This is a genomic window from Actinoplanes sp. TBRC 11911 (assembly GCF_012933445.1).
Lineage (GTDB): Bacteria > Actinomycetota > Actinomycetes > Mycobacteriales > Micromonosporaceae > Actinoplanes.
The window spans coordinates 245,235-260,658 of sequence record NZ_JABBNC010000004.1 but is presented as its reverse complement, the minus strand read 5'-3'; the positions used below and the strand labels follow the sequence as shown (position 1 = coordinate 260,658).

General features: G+C 70.4%; 15 protein-coding genes. 8 read left to right on the top strand and 7 right to left on the bottom strand.

Annotated elements, in window-relative coordinates:
- Positions 1-43: 43 nt before the first annotated feature.
- The gene (locus HH310_RS08870; protein WP_169174947.1) at positions 44-709 is read right to left on the bottom strand and encodes a TetR/AcrR family transcriptional regulator; all 666 of its coding nucleotides are present in this window, start codon (positions 707-709) and stop codon (positions 44-46) included.
- Between the two features lie 80 nt (positions 710-789).
- Between HH310_RS08870 and HH310_RS08865 the strand changes: the two genes are divergently transcribed.
- Complete coding sequence (locus tag HH310_RS08865; protein WP_169174946.1) at positions 790-1,968, top strand: FAD-dependent monooxygenase; 1,179 nt, start codon at positions 790-792, stop codon at positions 1,966-1,968.
- Here the strand turns inward: HH310_RS08865 and HH310_RS08860 are convergent.
- The 3 genes from HH310_RS08860 to HH310_RS08850 are packed head-to-tail and all read right to left on the bottom strand — an operon-like array spanning position 1,925 to position 5,574.
- Positions 1,925-2,596 (bottom strand): HAD family phosphatase, encoded by a 672-nt coding sequence (locus HH310_RS08860; protein WP_169174945.1) that lies wholly within the window; start codon positions 2,594-2,596, stop codon positions 1,925-1,927. The two genes, HH310_RS08865 and HH310_RS08860, sit on opposite strands and share 44 nt — an antisense overlap.
- The gene (gene fgd / locus HH310_RS08855) at positions 2,593-3,597 is read right to left on the bottom strand and encodes a glucose-6-phosphate dehydrogenase (coenzyme-F420) (RefSeq protein WP_169174944.1); all 1,005 of its coding nucleotides are present in this window, start codon (positions 3,595-3,597) and stop codon (positions 2,593-2,595) included. Before fgd ends, HH310_RS08860 begins: the two co-directional genes overlap by 4 nt.
- Before the next feature lie 9 nt (positions 3,598-3,606).
- The gene (locus tag HH310_RS08850; RefSeq protein WP_169174943.1) at positions 3,607-5,574 is read right to left on the bottom strand and encodes a sigma-70 family RNA polymerase sigma factor; all 1,968 of its coding nucleotides are present in this window, start codon (positions 5,572-5,574) and stop codon (positions 3,607-3,609) included.
- 261 nt (positions 5,575-5,835) lie between these two features.
- Here HH310_RS08850 and HH310_RS08845 point away from each other — a divergent pair, with 261 nt between their 5' ends.
- The 4 genes from HH310_RS08845 to HH310_RS08830 all read left to right on the top strand — a co-directional run bounded on the left by HH310_RS08845 (position 5,836) and on the right by HH310_RS08830 (position 8,869).
- Positions 5,836-6,228, top strand: a complete 393-nt coding sequence (locus HH310_RS08845; protein ID WP_248293807.1) for an ATP-binding protein — start codon at positions 5,836-5,838, stop codon at positions 6,226-6,228.
- Between the two features lie 81 nt (positions 6,229-6,309).
- A complete protein-coding gene (locus HH310_RS08840; protein WP_312033920.1) occupies positions 6,310-7,437 on the top strand; it encodes a PP2C family protein-serine/threonine phosphatase in 1,128 nt (375 codons plus the stop codon).
- A gap of 76 nt (positions 7,438-7,513) precedes the next feature.
- Positions 7,514-7,975: a MarR family transcriptional regulator gene (locus tag HH310_RS08835; protein ID WP_169174941.1), complete on the top strand. Its 462-nt coding sequence runs from the start codon at positions 7,514-7,516 to the stop codon at positions 7,973-7,975.
- Between the two features lie 12 nt (positions 7,976-7,987).
- Positions 7,988-8,869, top strand: a complete 882-nt coding sequence (locus HH310_RS08830; protein WP_169174940.1) for an LLM class flavin-dependent oxidoreductase — start codon at positions 7,988-7,990, stop codon at positions 8,867-8,869.
- A gap of 261 nt (positions 8,870-9,130) precedes the next feature.
- Here the strand turns inward: HH310_RS08830 and HH310_RS08825 are convergent, their stop codons facing one another.
- Positions 9,131-9,478: an Lsr2 family protein gene (locus HH310_RS08825; RefSeq protein ID WP_169174939.1), complete on the bottom strand. Its 348-nt coding sequence runs from the start codon at positions 9,476-9,478 to the stop codon at positions 9,131-9,133.
- A 192-nt stretch (positions 9,479-9,670) separates the two neighbouring features.
- Here HH310_RS08825 and HH310_RS08820 point away from each other — a divergent pair, with 192 nt between their 5' ends.
- Both HH310_RS08820 and HH310_RS08815 read left to right on the top strand, forming a co-directional pair.
- Positions 9,671-10,111, top strand: coding sequence for a hypothetical protein (locus HH310_RS08820; RefSeq protein WP_169174938.1), 441 nt, complete (start codon positions 9,671-9,673; stop codon positions 10,109-10,111).
- Positions 10,108-11,385: a D-alanyl-D-alanine carboxypeptidase family protein gene (locus HH310_RS08815; RefSeq protein ID WP_211191913.1), complete on the top strand. Its 1,278-nt coding sequence runs from the start codon at positions 10,108-10,110 to the stop codon at positions 11,383-11,385. Before HH310_RS08820 ends, HH310_RS08815 begins: the two co-directional genes overlap by 4 nt.
- Here the strand turns inward: HH310_RS08815 and HH310_RS08810 are convergent.
- A complete protein-coding gene (locus tag HH310_RS08810) occupies positions 11,371-11,868 on the bottom strand; it encodes a DUF456 domain-containing protein (RefSeq protein WP_169174937.1) in 498 nt (165 codons plus the stop codon). The genes HH310_RS08815 and HH310_RS08810 overlap by 15 nt on opposite strands.
- Before the next feature lie 195 nt (positions 11,869-12,063).
- Between HH310_RS08810 and HH310_RS08805 the strand changes: the two genes are divergently transcribed.
- Entirely contained in the window at positions 12,064-12,972 is a 909-nt protein-coding gene (locus tag HH310_RS08805) for a sigma-70 family RNA polymerase sigma factor (protein WP_169174936.1), read from the top strand.
- A 45-nt stretch (positions 12,973-13,017) separates the two neighbouring features.
- Here the strand turns inward: HH310_RS08805 and HH310_RS08800 are convergent, their stop codons facing one another.
- The gene (locus HH310_RS08800; RefSeq protein WP_169174935.1) at positions 13,018-15,351 is read right to left on the bottom strand and encodes an ATP-binding domain-containing protein; all 2,334 of its coding nucleotides are present in this window, start codon (positions 15,349-15,351) and stop codon (positions 13,018-13,020) included.
- Positions 15,352-15,424: the final 73 nt, after the last annotated feature.

Genomic DNA, 15,424 nt, shown 5'->3' with positions numbered 1-15,424 from the left:
CAGACTTTGATCGCGGGAGACTCCTACCCTGCGTGAATAGTTTTCACACCCTTTCCAGGTACGCCTCCACACCGTCGAAAAATCGGTTAAGTCCGAAATGGAAGGCCTGGTCCGCGCCGCCCCGTGACGCGACGTCGGCGAACGCGCTGGCGACGTTGGGATAGCGGTCGGCGTGCTCGCGCAGAATCCGGCCGACCGAGGCGGTGAACTCGGTCTCTCCCGTGCCGGCCTCGGCCGCCGTCCCACGCACGTGCCAGGCCAGGGTGGCGACGACGTCCATCCGCTCGGCGCCGGTCAGGCCGGTGGGCAGCGCCGCCAGCGCGCTCTCCAGCCAGGCCACCTCGGTCGGACCGACCGGACGGCCGCCGAGCGCCATCACCTCCAGCGCCCACGGATGGCCGGCGAGGCGGGTCAGCATCGACTCGGCCCAGGTGGTCAAGGCGGCCCGCCAGCCGTGCGGCAGCGCCGGCGGGGTGCTCATGGCGCGTTCCAGCATCGCGGCGACCAGCTCGGCCTTGCCCGGCACATAGCGGTAGAGCGACATCTTCGTATAGCCCAGGTCGGCCGCGACCCGCTGCATGGAGACCGCGGCCAGGCCCTCGGCGTCGGCCACCGCGATCGCGGCGTCGGCGATCTCGTCCAGCGTCAGGGCCGGTTTCGGCCCGCGGGTCGGCTTGGGCCGCGGGGCCCAGAAGAAATCAGCGGTCATCTTGCGCTCCCCTCCAAACAGCGTCTACCGTACACAGAAATAACCGAGTCCGGTGGATACAGTTTATGGAGGACGCAGTCATGGATGTGCTCATCTCGGGGGCGAGCATCGCAGGGCCGGCCTTGGCATATTGGCTGGGCCGGTACGGTTTCCGGCCGACGATCGTGGAGATCGCGCCGAAGTTGCGGACGGGCGGCGCCGCTGTCGACTTCCGCGGGCCGCTGCACATGGGCGTGCTGGAGAAGATGGGCGTCCTCCCCCGGATGCGAGCCGCGCAGACGGGCGGGACGGCGTTTCGCTTCGTCGACGAGCGCGGCGCCAAGCTGATGGAGTGGCCGGCCGGCCTGGCCGGGGGCGACCTCGAGCTGCCGCGCGGCGACCTGGCCGAGATCCTGTGCGAGGCCGGCGCCGACTGGACGGAGTATCTGTTCGGCGACAGCATCAGCGCGCTGCGCGAGACGACGCAGGGCGTGGAGGTCACCTTCGCGAGCGGCACGCAGCGCACCTTCGACCTGGTGGTGGGCGCCGACGGGGTGCATTCGAGGGTGCGCGCGCTGACGTTCGGGCCGGAGGAGCGGTTCGTCAAACACCTGGGCTATTACGTGGCCGGGTGGGACGTGCCGAACGAGTGGGGCCTGACCCGCGACATGCTGCTGCACAACGCGCCGGGCCGGATGATCGGCGTGGGCGGCGACCACCGCGATCCCGCGCACGCCAGTGTCTTCGCCGCGTTCGCCTCCCCGCCGCTGAGCTACGACCGGCGTGATCCCGAGCAGCAGAAGGCGATGCTGCGTTCGACGTTCGGCGGGATGGGCTGGCTGGCGCCCCGGCTGCTGGCGCTGCTCGACGACGCCCCCGACGTGTATTTCGACCAGATCTGCCGGGTCGACAACCCGACGTGGACGCGGGGCCGGGTCGCACTGGTCGGCGACGCGGCGTGCGGGGCCACGATCGGCGGGCAGGGCAACGGGACGGCGGTCGTCTCGGCGTACGCGCTGGCCGGCGAGCTCGCCGCCGCCCGGGGTGACCACCGGGCGGCCTTCCCGCTCTACGAGCAGCGGATCGGGAGATTCGCCCGGGGCACACAGAAGGGCGGCGACACCACCGGGCGCTTCCTCGCGCCCCGCACGGCGCGGGGCATCGCCTTACGAAACTGGATGAACAATCAGGCGTGGATGGTGAAGCTGACGTTCAAGATCGCCGCCGACCGCAGCACTAACCTCGATCTGCCGGATTACTCAGGCTTTCTACGGCCGTGACCGTCAAGTCAGACAGCGACGTGATCACCAGGCTGGCCCCCGCCAGCGCGTCCGGAGCCGGAGGGTAGACACCATGCGGCACAGCGATCACCGCCATCCCGGCTGCGGCCGCCGAACGCAGGCCGTTGCTGGAGTCCTCGACCGCGGCACACACCCGCGGGCTCAGGGCCAGCTTGTCGGCGGCGGCCAGATAGACGTCCGGCGCCGGTTTGCCGCGCGGCACCTCCTCGGTCGACAACGTCACCGCGAAGGCGTCGGTCATCCCGGCCGTGGCCAGCACCTGGTCGATCAGGATGCGCGCCGACGAGCTCGCCAGCGCCAGGGTGAAACGGGCACCCAGACGCCGGACCGCCTCGACCGAGCCGGGGATCAGCGGCAGGTCGTCGCGGTATCGCTCGGCCATCCGCGCGAGCACGTCGCCGGCGACCTGCTCCGGCGTGCGCGGCACACCGACCTCCTCGGCGAGGTGCGTGGACCACTCGCCGGTGCTCATGCCCATCATGCGGTCCTGGGTGTCCGGGAGAAACTCGCGGCCGTACTCCGCGACGTACCCGCGGCGGACCTCCTCCCAGACCTCCTCGCTGTCGATGATCACGCCGTCCAGGTCGAAGACGACCGCCTCGATCACGACGCGGCCCGCTCGCGCAGCCGCGGGAGGATCCGCTCCGCGTACGTGGTGAGGAACCGCTCCTGGTCGGGGCCGGGCGCATGAAACACCAGGTGCTTGAAGCCCATGTCGAGATACTCGGTCACCCGCAGGGCGTGCTCGTCCGGGTCCGAGGAACAGATGAAGCGGGTCGCCGTGCGCTCCACCGGGAGGGCGTCGGCACGGCGCTGCATCTCGATCGGGTCCTCGACCCCGGTCTTCTCGTCCGGCGTCAGGGCCAGCGCACCCCAGTAGTGGGTGTCGTTGAGCGCCCGGTCGATGTCGTCGTCGAAGGAGACCTTCACCTCGATCATCAGGTCCAGCTCGTCGACCTTGCGGCCGGCCTTCTCGGCACCCTCGCGGACGGCCGGGAGCAGCGTGTCGGTGTAGAGCTCGCGGCCCTTGCCGCTGGTGGTGATGAAGCCGTCGGCGATGCGGCCGGCCAGCCGGGTGGCCGCGGGACCGGAGGCCCCGATGTAGATCGGGACAGGCTGCTCCGGCTTGTCATAGATGGTGGCCCGGTCGGTCCGATAGAACTGCCCCTCGAAGGTCACCCGGTCCTCGGTCCAGAGCTTCTGGATCAGCTGCACCGCCTCCTTGAGGCGAGCGAAACGCTCCTTGCCGTCCGGCCACTCGAGGCCCAGCGGTACCTCGTTCATCGACTCGCCGGAGCCGACCCCGAGGATCACCCGGCCGGGCGCGATCAGGCCCAGCGTGGCGAACGCCTGCGCCACCAGCGCGGGGTGGTATCGGAAGGTCGGGGTGAGCACGCTCGTGCCGATCAGGATCCGCTCGGTCTTCGCGGCCAGCGCGCCGAGCCACGGCAGCGCGGCGGGCGCGTGCCCGTCGTCGTGCCGCCACGGCTGGAGGTGGTCGCTGACGAAGACCGAGTCGAAGCCCAGTTTCTCCGCCAGCACGCCGTATTCGAGCAGGCGCGGGGGCGGGAACTGTTCCGCCGACGCTTTGTAGCCGAAGCGAATCATTCCCTGACCTTAACCCGCTGCCTTGTACGCCTTTCCGGCCTCCGTCGGGCTGTCCCCGTCCTCGTAAAGCCCGAAGTCCACACTGTCGCCGACCGCCGGCAGGCCGAACCACGCGTACCGCTCGACGTAGGAACGGCTCTCCAGCCCCTTGGTGCTGCCCTTGATGAAGGTCACTTTCTGGGCGGCGGACGGGTATTTGGGCGATCCGGAGAAGTTCATCAGCCCGAACTCGGTGATCCAGATCGGCTTGCCGTAACGTTTGTGCACCGCGTCGACGTATCCGAGGAACTGCCCGACCGCGGCGGCGCTGAAGTCCGAGCCGTACCAATGCAGGGTGATGAAATCGACGCGGTAGCCCTTCGATTTCGCCCCCGCCATGAACTGGTCCAGCCAGCCGCCGGCCTTGTCTCCCCCGTACGCGACGGCCGGGCTCCCCAACCGCATCCCGGTGGCCTGCAACTTGGGCCAGGCGGCGAGCGCGTCCGCGACGCTCATGTTCGCCTGCCCGCCCATGTCCGGCTCGTTGAAGCCGAGCAGCTCGTCGCCCTCCGACTTCACCTGCTTGAGCGTGGCATCGGTGACGTTGTCCTTGCCCCAGATCATCGGCACGAACTCGACTCCGGCCGGCCCCGGCACGTCGTTGTTGTTCGCGGCCCAGTTGTAGTACCACCCGGCCCCCACGTCGTGCAGCGCCGCCTTGAGGCCGTCGAACTTCCAGACGCCGACCCCTTTCTTCTTGCTGGCCTTGGCCACGATCACCACGGGCTTCTGGGCCGGCGCTTTGGTGGTCGGTTTCACGCTTGGCTTGGTCGTCGGCGTCGCCGACGCCGACGGGCTGCTGCTCGCGGCGGTCACGCTCGGGAACGCCGCCGGCGGCGTGGCGGCGCTGCCGAGCACGGCCGCGGGCGCGCTCGCCACCGGCGCGTCGCCATGCTTCTGGTAGACGATCACCGCGGCGGCCCCACCGGCGACGACGGTCGTCGAGAGCGCGGCGGTCAGGATCTTCCGCGACAGGCTGAACGCCGCGACGTGCGCCGCCTTCGCCGCCCCGACCCCACCGGCCGCGTGCGGCGCGGCCACTCCACCCGCCGCGTGCGGCGGGGCCAACCCACCAGCCGCGTGCGGCGCGCCCGTCACGCCTGCCGCGTGCGAACCGCCTGCGGCGTAAGGGGTAGCGGCGGCCGCGCCGCCGGCCAGCTTTGCCGCGGCGACCTTGGCGACCAGGCTTGCGGGCACCGGGACCAGGGCCATGCCGGCGAGCAGGTGCTCGGCGGCGACCAGGCCGTTCCAGGACGCGGCGCAGTGCGGGCACTCGCGGGTGTGGCGGGCGATGCGTTTGCGCCACAGGGCGCCCGGGCGGCCGTCCCACTCGCTCGTCAGCACGCGGAGGTCGGGGCAGGAGCGCTGGGCGAACAGCGCGCGCACCACGACCCGGGCCGTCTCGAGCTGGCCCTTCATGCGCTGGACACGGACCGCCGCGTGCTGGCGGGTGACGCCGATGGCCTCGGCGATCTCGTCGCGGGTGAGCTCTCCGGAGGCTTCCAGCCACCAGAGGGAGAGCAGTTCGCGGTTCTCCTCGTCGAGCCAGCGGGTTGCCTCGGCGGTCTCCCGGCGCTGGCCGGAAAGTTCGAGGCGGGTGATCGCCAGGTCGGTGAAGTCGGCGCCGGGGTCGCGCAGGTCCTCGTGCAGCAGCGGGTCGGGCGCGCCCCGCCGGGCCCGGAACACCTCGCGCACCTGCCGCACGGTGATCGCGACCAGCCACGACCGGAACGCCTCCGGCTCGCGCAGGTCACCCAGGTTGCGCAACACCCGCAGCATGACGTCCTGCACCACGTCGTCGACGTCCGCGTGCCCTTCGAGCGCCCGCCCGACGATCGTGTAGACCAGCGGCAGATAGCCCGCGACCAGGCGATCGATCGCGACCGGGTCACCGGCCCGGGCCGCGACGACGGTAGCGATGTCGGGTTGGTCCGCCATGTGATCCCCTCGAAATCCCGGCCGCGTCCCGGCCACCGCGATAGGAGACGCGAGGGCCGTCGCCAGATAACACGTTCTGAAGGCCCGCCCGGATGAACAACTCCGCTCCCGGACTCATGCCGCCCCGCCCACCTCGGCGTGCGGGCTCCTGTGACACGTCCCACCTCGCCAACGCCCTGAAGCCGGGGCGGGGCGGAGGGTGAAGGCGGCGCGGGGACGATTAGCAAACGCGCCGAACGGGAAACCAATCAAGTCATGCGTATGACGGTGCGGCTGGATCTGCCGCGTGAAACGGGTAGCGTTCCCGCCGTCCGCCGGCTGTTGCGCTGCGCTCTGTCCGTTCTCCGCGTCGACCGTGCCAGCGGCGAGGACTTGGAGATCGCCGTCACCGAGGCGTGCGCCAACGTGATCCGCCACGCGACCGGTGCGGAGACCTTTGAGGTGACCCTCGACGTCGGCGACGATCGGTGCGCCATCGACGTGCTGGACAGCGGTCCCGGCTTCGACCCGGAGTCGGTCACGGCGGCGCCGCCCGGTGCCGGCAGCGAACACGGACGCGGCTTGTTCCTGATCAAAGCACTGAGCGAGAACGTCCGGATGCACTCCGTGCCTCGCGAGGGCAGCTTGATCCATTTTGAGAAGTCGTTCGCATAGGACCTTGTTGCGCGGTCGCGAGAGCCAGCTTCTATGATGCTTGCTCCTCAGCAACTATTGCCTCCTCGGAAAGGAGATCGAGTGTCCGACCGCCCCGCATCCGTCGGATCGCTCCTGCGGCTAACACCGCCCGATCGCCTCCCCGAGGCGCTCGTGACGCGCCTCCGCGACACCCACGGCGCGACCGGGGCCGAGATCCTGCTCGGCGACCTCACCATGTCCGGCCTCTGGCCCGTGGTCGACCCGGACGGTCCGGCCGGCGGCGCCCTGGAACTCCGCTGCTTCGGCAGCCAGCAACCCGTCGTGGACGGCCGTCGCGTGTTCCTGCCGCTGACCGTGTGGGGTGACCGGCTCGGCGTCCTGCGCGTCGAAACCACACCGGAGCCCGATCGAGCCGCCATACAAGAACTGACCGAGATCGCCGACGAGCTCGCGATGGCTCTGCGTACGGCCACCAACGACACCGACCGTTATCGCAAGGTCACGCGCCGGCAACGGCTCACCATGGCCGCCGAACTCCAATGGGACCTGCTGCCCGGGCGTTCACTCAGCGGCGAACGGTTCCGGCTGGCCGGGGCGCTCGAACCGGCGTACGCGATGTACGGGGATCACTACGACTGGTCGGTCACCGGTGATCGCCTCACGCTGACCGTGCTGAACGGGCACGGCGACGGCATCGAGGCGGCGCTGCTCACCACCGTGGCCGTCAACGCGATGCGCAACGCCCGCCGATCCGGTGCCGGCATCGTCGAACAGGCGGAGCTGGCGTCGGACGCCGTCTACTCACGGCACGGCGGCACGGCGTACGTGGCAACGCTTTTGCTCGAAATCGACCTGTCGGACGGTTTCGTGGAGGCGGTCGACGCGGGCTCTCCCCGTGCCATGATCGCGCGCCAGGGCGAGATCCGGCCGGTCACGCTGGACGAGCAGTTGCCGCTCGGCATGTTCGGTGACAGTCGGTACGAGACCCAGAAATTCCAGCTCCAGGCCGGTGACCGGCTGCTCGTGGTCAGTGACGGCGTGCACGGCGCGGCGCCCGGCGGCCGCCCACCGTACGGGGTATCCGCCCTGCTCACCGCCCTGCGTGGGACTCGGCTGCAGCCACCGACCGAGGCGGTGGGTACGGTGGTGAGAGGGCTACGCGAATACCACGGCGGAGCCGATCTCGAGGACGACGCGGTCATCGTCTGCCTGGATTGGCTTCGATGAGCGGCATGGTTTCCCCCCGCGGTGGGTAGTGGCTACGGCGGAGTATCGAGCAGGTCCTGCAGAAGGAATATCCGACATGGAGCGGGTCACCGACGTCGCTTCGGCTGTCGAGTCGACGGTCGATGCGCTGGTGGCCGTCCTCGACACCGCCCGGCTCGCCCAATCACCCGCGGTGCCCCCGGCGCAGCTGCGCGTGCTCACGATCATCGCGACCAACCGGCACACCAACATGAGCCGGCTGGCCGACGCGCTGGACGTGGTGCCGTCGTCCGCGAGCCGGCTCTGCGACCGCCTCGAAGCGACCGGTCTGCTGCGCCGCGTGCCCGATCCGCGCGACCGCCGCGAGGTGCGTCTGGTGCTCACCACCTCGGCCCGTCGCCTGCTCGATGATCTGCGCGAACGACGCCGGGAGGCACTCGCCACGGTGCTCGATCGGATGACCCCGGCGGCCCGGCAGGGGTTCGTCGACGCGTTACAGGCCTTCGCCAGCGCGTCCGAGGTGAATGACGAGGCCAACGGCGGCTTGCGTACGGCGTAGTACCGTCACCGGGTGCGTATTGGCATCGTGATCCTTCCCGACCAGCGGTGGTCCGTCGCCGGGCGTCGCTGGCAGCGCGCCGAGGAATACGGCTTCGACCACGCGTGGACGTACGACCATCTCGGCTGGCGTGACCTGATCGAGGGCCCCTGGTTCGACTCGGTGCCCACGCTGACCGCGGCCGCGATGGTGACCCGGCGGATCAAGCTCGGGTTCTTCGTCGCCAGTTCGAACTTCCGGCACCCGGTGCACTTCGCTCGTGAGGTGACCGCGCTGGACGACATCTCGGAGGGCCGGCTTCTGCTCGGCCTCGGAGCGGGCGGCGCGGGCTTCGACTCGGCGGTGCTCGGCGGCGGCGAGCTGTCGCCACGCGAGCGGGTCGACCGGTTCACCGAGTTCGTGGACCTGCTCGAGACGATCCTCAAGAGCGAGTCGACGACGTGGCGCGGTTCCTACTACGCGGCCGTCGACGCGCGCAGCCTGCCCGGCGCGGTGCAGCAGCCGCGGCCACCGTTCATCATCGCCGCGAACGGCCCACGCTCTTTGCGGTACGCCGCCGCGAACGGCGACGGGTGGACGACGACCGGGACGATGTTCAGCGACGATCAAGAGGCGTGGTGGCAATCGGTGGCCGACGCGTCGTCCCGCTTCGACGAGGCACTCGACGCCGCGGGCCGTCCCCGCGACGCCGTCCCGCGCTATCTGAACCTGGATTCCGGCCCGGAGTTTTCGTTGAGCAGCGTCGATGCCTTCGAGGACGCGGTCGGGCGGGCCCGTGCCCTGGGTTTCACCGACGCGATCACCCATTGGCCGCGCGAGTCCAGCTGGTACGCGGGCGACGAAAAGGTGCTGGAAACGGTGGCCGCGCGACTGCCCAGGCTCCGGGTTTCCTGACGAATAGCGCGAGCGGCCCGGGCGTCTTCGACCGGGTCGCATTCGCATCCCTGGCTGCTGTTTCGCATCCGGCCGGCGCCTCGCTGCATTGTTGCCGCGCCTTCGCACTGTTGCGTCAGCGTGGACGCCGGCCGCCGCACGAATCGCCCCGGCGCCGAAAACGCCGGGGCGGGGTTGGGCTGCCGGGCGGTTAGCCGATGGCGGCAGAAAATCGACGCGGCACCTTATGCGCCGCGTCCTTGGCGGGTGGCGCGGCAGCCGTCAGCGCTTGGTTGCCCGGTACGCGTCGGCCACGCTCTGCGGAATGCGGCCGCGCTCCGAGATCTGGTGTCCGTTTGCGACAGCCCACTCGCGGATCATGCGGTTTTCGTCGCGGGAGCTTGCCGTTCGGCCCGCGAAGCCGCGGCGAGCCGGGATACGGCCGACCGCGGAGCGGCCCAACCGGGTGCCCGCGGAGATGTAGGGATCGAGCGCCTTCCGCAACTTTCCGGCATTGGCCTCGGAAAGGTCGATCGTGTAGTTGATGCCGTCCAGGCTGAACTCGACCGTGCGGTCCGCCTTCTTTCCATCCAGATCGTCGATCAGAGTGGTGATTACCTGCCGCGCCATAACGACTCCCGAGTCAATCCGAATCGGCCGCGCCCAAGTGTTGCTCGTAACCGGCTGCTCGCGCAACACATCGGCGGATAAAACGCAATTCTTTTTTCCGCCCCATTCAAATGGTGGCACCGGCATTCCCCGGAATCGGTGGAAAGTTCAAGGGGTGGCCGCGCCCCGGCCGGATCACCTAGGGTCGCATCCATGGCCGACAAGCGGACCGAGCAGACCGAGTGGACGCGGCGGCGCCGGCAGGCGATCGCCGGGCACGCGGCGGCGCTCGACGCGGACCGGGCGGCCGAGGCCCGCGAGGCGCACGACCTGCTCGCCGGCTTCGTCCGCCGCGCCATCGAGCGAGGCATCCCACCGCATCCCCTGAGCGCCCGCGCGTTCGACGGCCGCGCCACGTACCGGACGCACGTCCGGGGTTGGTATCTGAAGTCGAACCGTTCGGTCGCCGTCGGTGAGGACGGGGAGTACTACGTGCTCACCGTGCCCGCCTCGCTGCGCGCTCGTTTGACGGGCGCAGACCTCTCCCCCAGCACGCCCCGGCTGATCATCGGCGCCGGCGGCGGGGACGGCGAGACCGTCCCGCTCGCCCGGCTGCTCGATCAGCGACTCGACGCAGGAGTCTCCTGGCCTTGATCCGGTCCACCCGGCGCCGCATTGTCGCGGCGCTCGCCACCGTCCTGTTATCCGCCGCCTCCCCCGCGGCCGTCCCCGCCGCGGCAGACGCGGCGCCGGCGCGAAAAGCCGCGCCGGCCGAGATTCCCTGTCCCAAGCCGAAGGTGCCCAAACCCACCGGTGTCCCGCCACGTCCGGTGCCGCCGCCGGACGACCCGGTCAACAGCGCGATCGGCGGCGACGCGCTCGCCACGCACGGACTCGTCGTCCCGGCCGGCGCCCCGCCACCGCCCGCGGTCACCGCGACCACGTGGCTGGTGGCCGACCTGGACACCGGCGAGGTGCTCGGCGCTTGTGGACCGCACGTGTATCAAACCCCGGCGAGCGTGCAGAAAACCCTGCTGGCCGCCACGGTGATCGACAAGTTGGATCCGGCGAAGCAGGTCACCATCGTCCCGAGTGATCTCGACATCGAGCCGAACAGTTCGGCCGTCGGGCTCGTGCCGGGCGGAAAGTATTCGATTTCCACGTTATGGCTGGGGCTGCTGCTCAACTCCGGGAATGACGCGGCCAACGCGCTGGCCCGGCTGGCCGCCGGCGGGGGCCCGGACGGCGTCGCGCAGACGGTCGCCGCGATGAATGCCACCGCACAACGGCTCGGTGCTTTTCAGACCCACGCGGTCACCCCGTCCGGCCTGGACGGCAAGGGCCAATTCACCAGCGCGTACGACCTGGCCCTGATCGCCCGGGTGTGTTTCGCCAGCGCCGACTTCCGTAAGTACGTGCTGACCCGCACCGCGCAGATGCCGGCGCAGCCGAAACAGAAAAAGGGCGGCTTCCAGATCCAGAACGAGAACAAACTGATCTTGAAGTATCCGGGGGCGCTCGGCGGCAAGACCGGATTCACCACGGTGGCGCGGCACAGTTTCGTGGGCGCGGCGCAGCGCAACGGCCGCCGCCTGGTCGTCTCGGTGCTCGGCGCCGAGGTCCAGCCCACGGTGCGGGTGTACGACATCGGCGGCATCCTGCTCGACTGGGGATTCCAGGTCCCCCGGGACGCGAGCGTCGGCAAGCTGGTCGAACCGCGGGACGTGGCCCCGGAGCCGGCGGACACACCCGGGGCGGCGCGGGCTCGGGACGCGGTGGGCGCGACACCGGAATCGGTGCGAGCCGCACCACAGACGCTGACGGTACTGGCCGCCGGCGCGTTCGCGCTGGTGCTCGCGGGCACCCCGTTGCTGCTGTTACTGACCCAGCGGCGTCGCAAACGCCCGCGACGGCTAACTCGCCAGTAGGCCGAACACCCAGACGACGGCCACCCCCAGCGCCGTCGTGAACTCGATCAGCATCGCCATGCCGGCGGCCGTCAACGCCTCCCGTGTTGACGGCCACGCCCGCTGCGGGCCCAGCCGCGCGAGCTCCACCATGTAGACGCCGAGGACGAAGCCGAGCACCAGGCCCACCACCGGCACCACGAAGAAGCCGATCAGGCCGAGGACCGCGCCGGCCAGCAGTGCCGTGTTCGGCACGCCCATCCGTTTCATGCGGCGGCCCGGCATCACGTACTTCACCGTGGCGCCGAGCAGCGCCACCACCGTGGCCACCGCCAGCACCGTCCAGCGCACCACACCGCCGGCGTCGCCGAGAACCGCCCACAGCAGCACACCCAGCCAGCTCAGCAGCAGGCCAGGCAGCACCGGGATCACCACGCCGAGAATGCCCAGCGCGATCACCACCCCGGAGATGAGGGTGATCGTGCCGCCGCCGGTCAGGTCCATGCGCTCCACCGTGCCAGTCGCGAGCAAATCATCAAGCCGGGGCGCGCGCCGCCGATGGAAGGGGGCGAGAAAAAACCGGCGCAACCGTCGTGCACCCGAACACGACCGGTAGTCGTACCCCGGGCTCCCGATTCTTTCTTCCGTCAGCCGGTGAATCGCTCAGCGGTTCGCCGACAACAAACGGGGGGAAAACACATGACGAGCACCGTGACGACCGCTGCCGACCTTGCTGCCGACACCGCCGCCGCCGTGACGGTGCTTTCCGCCGCCCAGCAGGAAGAGCTGATCCGCACCCACATGCCGCTCGTCGGTCACCTGGTGCGCGACATGCTCACCCGCATCCCGAACCACATCCACCGCGACGACCTCACCAGCGCCGGCCTGCACGCGCTGGTCACCGCCGCCCGCGGTTTCGACGCGGACCGTGGCATCCCGTTCCACCGGTTCGCGAGCACGCGGATCCGTGGTGCGATCCTGGACGAGCTGCGCGCCCTGGACTGGGCGACCCGTTCGGTGCGTACCAAGGCCCGCGCCACCGACACCACCCGCCAGCAGCTGACCACCACGCTGGGCCGCACGCCCACCACCGAGGAGCTGGCCCAGGCGCTCGGCACCACCGCCGGCGACCTGCAGCAGACCGACACCGACGTGCAGCGTGCCACCGTGCTGTCGCTGCAGGGCTTCACCACCAGCAGCGCCGACGAGCTCGTCACCGAGAAGACGCCGGGCCCCGAGGAGATGCTGCTGCGCCGGGAGCAGATCGGCTACCTGCACCACGCGATCGGCTCGCTGCCGGAGCGTCTGCAGCACGTCATCACCGAGTACTTCCTGAACGAGCGTCCGATGGCCGAGATCGCCGACGAGCTGGGTGTCACCGAGAGCCGGATCAGCCAGCTGCGCGCCGAGGCCCTGTCGCTGCTCAAGGACGGCCTGAACACGCACCTGAGCCCGGAGCTGGCCCCGACGCCGGACAACCCGGAGAGCATCACCGCGCGCCGCCGCGCCAACTACTACGCCACCATCGCCAACAGCACCTCGATGACCAGCCGGCTCGCGATGACCAACGCGCACGGCCACACCCAGTACGCGGCCAAGGCCGCCTGACGAACGCACATGGGGGGATCCGCGACGCGGGTCCCCCCATGTGTCTCAGGCCAGCGAGTTCAGCACCTTCGGCAGGTCCGCCGTGTGCAGCACCCCGAGCCGGCGGGTGGCCCGGGTGACCGCCACGTAAAGGTCGGACAACCCGCGCGGGCTCTCCGCGATGATCTCGTCCGGTTCCACCACGATGACCGAGTCGAACTCCAGCCCCTTGGCCTGCCGCACGGTCATCAGCACCACCTGGTTGAGCAGGTCGGGCTGTTCGCCCACGGCCGCGCCCGGCACGGCGTCGACCAGGTGCCGGCCCAGTTCCGCCTCACGGCCCTCGGGCACGATCACCCCGACCCGTCCGTCCCCCACGTCGGCGGCCTCGAGGCGTACGGCCGCAATGATCTCGGCGGGAAGCGTGAGCGGCGGCACCCGCAGCGCCCACGGCTCGACGCCGGCGGACCGCACCGAGCGCGGCGGCTGCAGCGCCGGGTCGACGGCCGCGAGCACGTCGCCCGCCACCGCCATGACCTCGGACGGCGTGCGGTAGTTGACGGTCAGCTCGGCGAGGTTCCAGCGCTGCGCCACGTACGGCTCGAACACCTGGTCCCACGTGGTCGTGCCGGCCAGCTCGGAGGTCTGCGCGACGTCGCCCACCACGGTCATCGACCGGCTCGGGCAGCGCCGCATCAGCAGCCGCCAGGCCATCGGCGACAGCTCCTGCGCCTCGTCCACGATCACGTGCCCGAAGACCCACGTACGGTCGGCGGCGGCACGTTCCGCGGCGGTACGCGTGTCGAGCACCTCGTGCCGCTCGACGAACGCGCTGGCGTCCACCACGTCGATCGCGGAGAGGACCTCCTCCTCGGCGTCGTCCTCGAAGTCGAGGGACCGGGAGCCCTGGACGATCTCCAGCACGCCCTCGGCGTAGTCGATCGCCTCGCGCCGCTGCCGGGCCGCCTCCCGCGCCTTGAGCGTGTCGTCCACGCCGAGCAGCTCGGACAGCTCGTCCAGCAGCGGGATGTCGGCCGGCGTCCAGCGGGCGTCGCGGGAACGCAACAGCAGGGCCCGCTCGCCGGGGGTGAGCCCGGGGGTGGCCGATTCCAGCCGGTCCGCGTCGCTGAGCAGGTCACGCAGCACCTGACGCGCGGTGAGCACCGGCCAGAAGTCGAACAGCGCCATCTGGACGTCGATGTCCTCGCGCAGCTCCCGGCGGGTCTCGGCGAGGTCGGCCTCGGACAGCAGATTCTCGCCGCCCAGCGGGTCGGCGCCGATACGCTCGGCGATCTGCAGCGACAGGGCGTGGATCGCCTCGGTCACGAAGATCTGCCGGGCCACGTTGTGCGGACGGGCGGCCTTGCGAGCCGCCGCTCGGGCGTCCTCGAGCACCGCGCGCTCGATTCGCAGCGGGTAGCCGTCGTGGTCGACCTCGACGTAGTCGTGCGGCACGGTCTGCCGGTCGGCGACGGCCCTGGCCAGCACGTCGAGCATGCCGACCCGGCCCTTGATCGCGGCGGCCGCGGCCGGTTCGGCGGCCCGCGCGCGGACGCCGGGGAACATGTCGCCCAGGGTCGCCAGCAGCACCCCGGTCTCGGCCAGCGACGGCAGCACCTGGGAGATGTAGCGCAGGAAGGTCGGGTTCGGCCCGAGGATCAGCACGCCCTGCTTGGTGAGCTGCTGACGGTACGTGTAGAGCAGGTAGGCCGCCCGGTGCAGCGCGACCGCGGTCTTGCCGGTGCCCGGACCGCCCTGGACGACCAGCACGCCCGGCAGCCCGGCGCGGATCACCTCGTCCTGCTCGGCCTGGATGGTCTCGACGATGTCGCGCATGCGGCCGGTGCGGGTCGCGGTGAGCGCGGACAGCAGGGCCGCCTCGCCGGTCACGTCCTCGCGGCCGCCGGCCTCGCCGGACTCGAGATCGAGCACCTCGTCGTCGATGCCGGTGAGCTCGCGGCCCCGGGTGCGTAGGTGCCGGCGCCGGGTCACGCCCTCCGGCGAGACCGCGGTGGCGAGGTAGAACGGCCGGGCCGCGGGGGCCCGCCAGTCGACCAGCAACGGATCACGATCGTGTTCTTCGGCGGAAAGCCCGAGACGACCGATGTAGGTCGGATTGTCGGCCGCGAAGTCCAATCGGCCGAAACACAATCCATTTTCCACGGAATTCATCTGGGCGAGCTGTTCCGTGTAATGACTGCGTGATGCCTCACGCTGGGTGCGTCCCTGCGGGGTGCCGCCGGACTCCAGCAAAATCGCGCGCAGACGATCGTTTGCCCGCTCACGCAGGCGATCCAGGCGCTCGTAGAGGGTGGTGAGGTACGCCTGCTCGGAACGGAGGTCGTCGGCTCGCGTCACCGCGGCGGAGGTTGACAAAGCCACTCCCCTTTGTGGTATCATTCGCTGGTCGCGGCCATTGATGGCCGCTTTTTTTATGCTCGGCAAACGCCCAGAATAGCCGAATCATCGGCAT